Genomic DNA, 2912 nt, shown 5'->3' with positions numbered 1-2912 from the left:
CATCAGCCATCAGCCATCAGCCATCAGCCACGCTACTTGAGGTGCCATTCATGATTACCGCAACAGAACGGACTGACAAGGCAAAACAATAAAAATCTTCCCCATCTCCCTATCTCCCTATCTCCCCATCTCCCCATCCTTACAAGGGTACGTTTTTAATATTTCTGGAGCTACTGCCTTAAAATTGAGAATTAATCATGCCTAGGAGTCAAGCTGTGATGAGTAGGGATGGCTGATTCAAATCAAATCCTTACCTGGCTTGGGCAACAGCTGCAAGAATCCAGGGAGTAGGATGGTCAACATTGCACCAAAGGGGTAATGGCTTCCGATCATAATAGTGATCGAATATAAGCTATGACTGATTGCCCAATAGCTTACAAGGACGGGCGTTGAATAGTAACCAGCAAAATGCCTCATTTAACCAAACCCCAAGCTGCAGTGTTGAGTATGGGTCGCAATGGGTACGCTATCACCCATTGTTGTGGGTTATCAACCGTATCAGCTTTTCTGGCACAACTGCTTGATAAGCAAGAGTTCACGGTCAGACAGCAATTACGAGAATGGTATAAGGAGCGTAGTGATATAGGTGGTAGAAAACGTAATGAACTGGATGTAACCGCGAGTTTTGCACCATTGTTGCAATGGATCTTAAGTTGGTGGCCAACGGATCACAAAAACATCGTGTTAGCTGCAGATGCCTCAACACTGGGAGATCGCTTCACCTTGTTAGTGGTTTGCGTGGTTTATAGAGGTTGTGGCATACCAGTGGCGTGGAAAGTAATCGTTGCCAAAAACACATGTTGCTGGCCACCTTACTGGTTGAAGTTATTTGAGCATCTTCAGCCTGGGATTCCCTCAGTAGGGTGTGTGGTTGTCACCACTGACAATCGCTTGTATGCTCCGGTGGTTCTATGAGGCAATTGTTGCCCTGCAATGGCATCCGTTCATGGGCATCAATGCTCAAGGTTACTATCAGAGCAAGCTCTCCTGTGGGTTTGTGCCACTCAAAGGATTGATCACTGCACTGGGTCAGTCTTGGGCAGGGATGATCACTTGTTTCAAAAATAACTCACTCCAATGCACCCTTTTGGCTCGGTGGGATGAAGACTACAGCGACCCATGGTTAATTCTGACAGACTTAGAGCCAGACCAAGCTGAAATCTTGTGGTATGGCATGCGCAGTTGGATTGAGTGTATGTTCAAAGATATCAAGCGCGGCGGACTACAGTGGCATCTGACCAGGATCAGTGATCCCAAGCGAGCAGAACGAGTATGGTTGGCGATAGCAGTAGCGACGTTATGGTTAGTCAGTGTCGGCGGAAAAGCTGACGACAAGCTATTAGCTAGCAGTTTACAATTGGCCCAGCCTATGGACAATAGCACTGGTCAATCTCGTATCGGAGTCTGAGGAAAGTTCATCTCCTAAATCATTGAAGACCAGTGCACCTCGAAAACTCAGTTGTTTCCGGCGAGGACTAATTAGAATTTTAGCGGCGGCATTTAAGGGGGAACCTTTGCCCATCGGGAGTTTTGTCCCTGATTTTTCAGCCTCCCCAGCACAAGTTCATGTCTTTAGTTCTGGATGAATCTTAAAAACGTACCCTTGTAAGGATGGGGAGATGGGGTGATGGGGTGATGGGGTGATGGGGAGGGAAATTAATCGTAGGGTGGGCAGTGGCTAGCAAGGGAATTGGCCAACAGCCGTAAAGCTATCATCAGCCACTGCCCACCAGCTGCCCACCAGAATCGGGAATCAGCGTGTAGGTTGGGTTGAGGTACGAAACCCAACATTTATGCTGGCTTTGTTGAGTTTCACTCCCAGATCCGCTGTTCCCAGATCCGCTGTTCCCAGATCCGCTGTTCCCTGTTCCCTTTTCCCTTTGCTAAAGTACGGTAGAGGGAACACTATTGGTTAAGGTGGTCAATCTGATGGTACAACTGACCCATAAATTTCAAAGCTTTGACGAGTATTTATTATACAATGATAACTCTGAAAAATTCTATGAGTTATTTAATGGAGAGTTAATTGAAATGCCTCCAGAGTCGGGAGTAAATGTTCAAATTGCGAATCGTATTTTTCTGATTTTTGCGTTGATGCTCGGAACAGACAGAGTCAGAGGCCAAGGATTAGAGTTAGAAGTTAGAGGTGAACCCAAAAACCGTTATCCTGATTTGACGATAATCCGAGAAGAGCATATTCAACAATTATCAAAGCGTAATACTATTCGCCTCTCCATGTCACCGCCTTTATTAGTGGTTGAAGTGGTTAGCCCGGGAGAGTTACAACGAGAGCGAGACTATATTGCTAAAAGAATCCAATATCAGGATTGTGCTATTCCTGAATACTGGATTGTGGACCCGGAAAGTCAAACTATCCTGGTCTTAGAACTGACGGGAAATACTTATACAGAAGTTGGTAGCTTTTCCGGTGATGAGTTAGTGTTATCTTCTGGATTTAAGGATATTACTTTAAAAGTGTCGGAAGTTTTTGATCTAGTTGGGTAGGGTGCGTTAGGGGCGGGCTCACCCTTATTTTCCGCTTCAACACCCGGGTTGTAACAGCCCGCCCCGTAACGCACCACCAGGTCAAAATAATCGCTGATAGCTGTTCGCGTAGCGTGCGCGTAGCGCATTAACTGATAGCTGAATGCTTAGGATTTTTAGCAATAATTGATTATGAGTAGTATAAATAGTAGCTTAAATTTAAAAAATCTCTACGAAATTGATGATGCCCAATGGCTAGAAGAAACCATTAAGCTCCTGAAAAACAAAGAATTTAATCAACTAGATTGGGATAACTTAATTGAGGAGTTAGAGGATTTGGGCAGAGAAAAGAAAAATGCTGTAGCTAGCCTTTTAGAACAAGTGATACGTCATTTATTATTACTGCACTATTGGACAAGTGAATCTGA

At 44.8% G+C, this 2912-nt stretch carries 5 protein-coding genes; 4 read left to right on the top strand and 1 reads right to left on the bottom strand.

Annotated elements, in window-relative coordinates; genetic code table 11:
• Positions 1–408: 408 nt before the first annotated feature.
• Positions 409–915: a hypothetical protein gene (locus tag F6K53_RS36485; protein WP_293031009.1), complete on the top strand. Its 507-nt coding sequence runs from the start codon at positions 409–411 to the stop codon at positions 913–915.
• Positions 872–1408 (top strand): hypothetical protein, encoded by a 537-nt coding sequence (locus F6K53_RS36480; protein WP_293031012.1) that lies wholly within the window; start codon positions 872–874, stop codon positions 1406–1408. The genes F6K53_RS36485 and F6K53_RS36480 overlap by 44 nt, the downstream gene beginning before the upstream one ends.
• Positions 1409–1656: 248 nt before the next feature.
• On the opposite strand, the gene F6K53_RS36475 is transcribed toward F6K53_RS36480, so the two are convergent.
• Entirely contained in the window at positions 1657–1791 is a 135-nt protein-coding gene (locus F6K53_RS36475; RefSeq protein ID WP_293084352.1) for a hypothetical protein, read from the bottom strand.
• 138 nt (positions 1792–1929) lie between these two features.
• Here F6K53_RS36475 and F6K53_RS36470 point away from each other — a divergent pair, with 138 nt between their 5' ends.
• Positions 1930–2505, top strand: a complete 576-nt coding sequence (locus F6K53_RS36470) for a Uma2 family endonuclease (RefSeq protein WP_293084356.1) — start codon at positions 1930–1932, stop codon at positions 2503–2505.
• Between the two features lie 171 nt (positions 2506–2676).
• Positions 2677–2912 (top strand): DUF29 domain-containing protein (locus tag F6K53_RS36465; protein WP_293084350.1); only part of this gene is annotated, 236 nt, incomplete at its 3' end.

Source organism: Moorena sp. SIO4A1 (assembly GCF_010672065.1).
Lineage (GTDB): Bacteria > Cyanobacteriota > Cyanobacteriia > Cyanobacteriales > Coleofasciculaceae > Moorena.
Note: the sequence above shows the minus strand (reverse complement) of the source record. Positions and strands in the feature narration are given on the sequence as shown.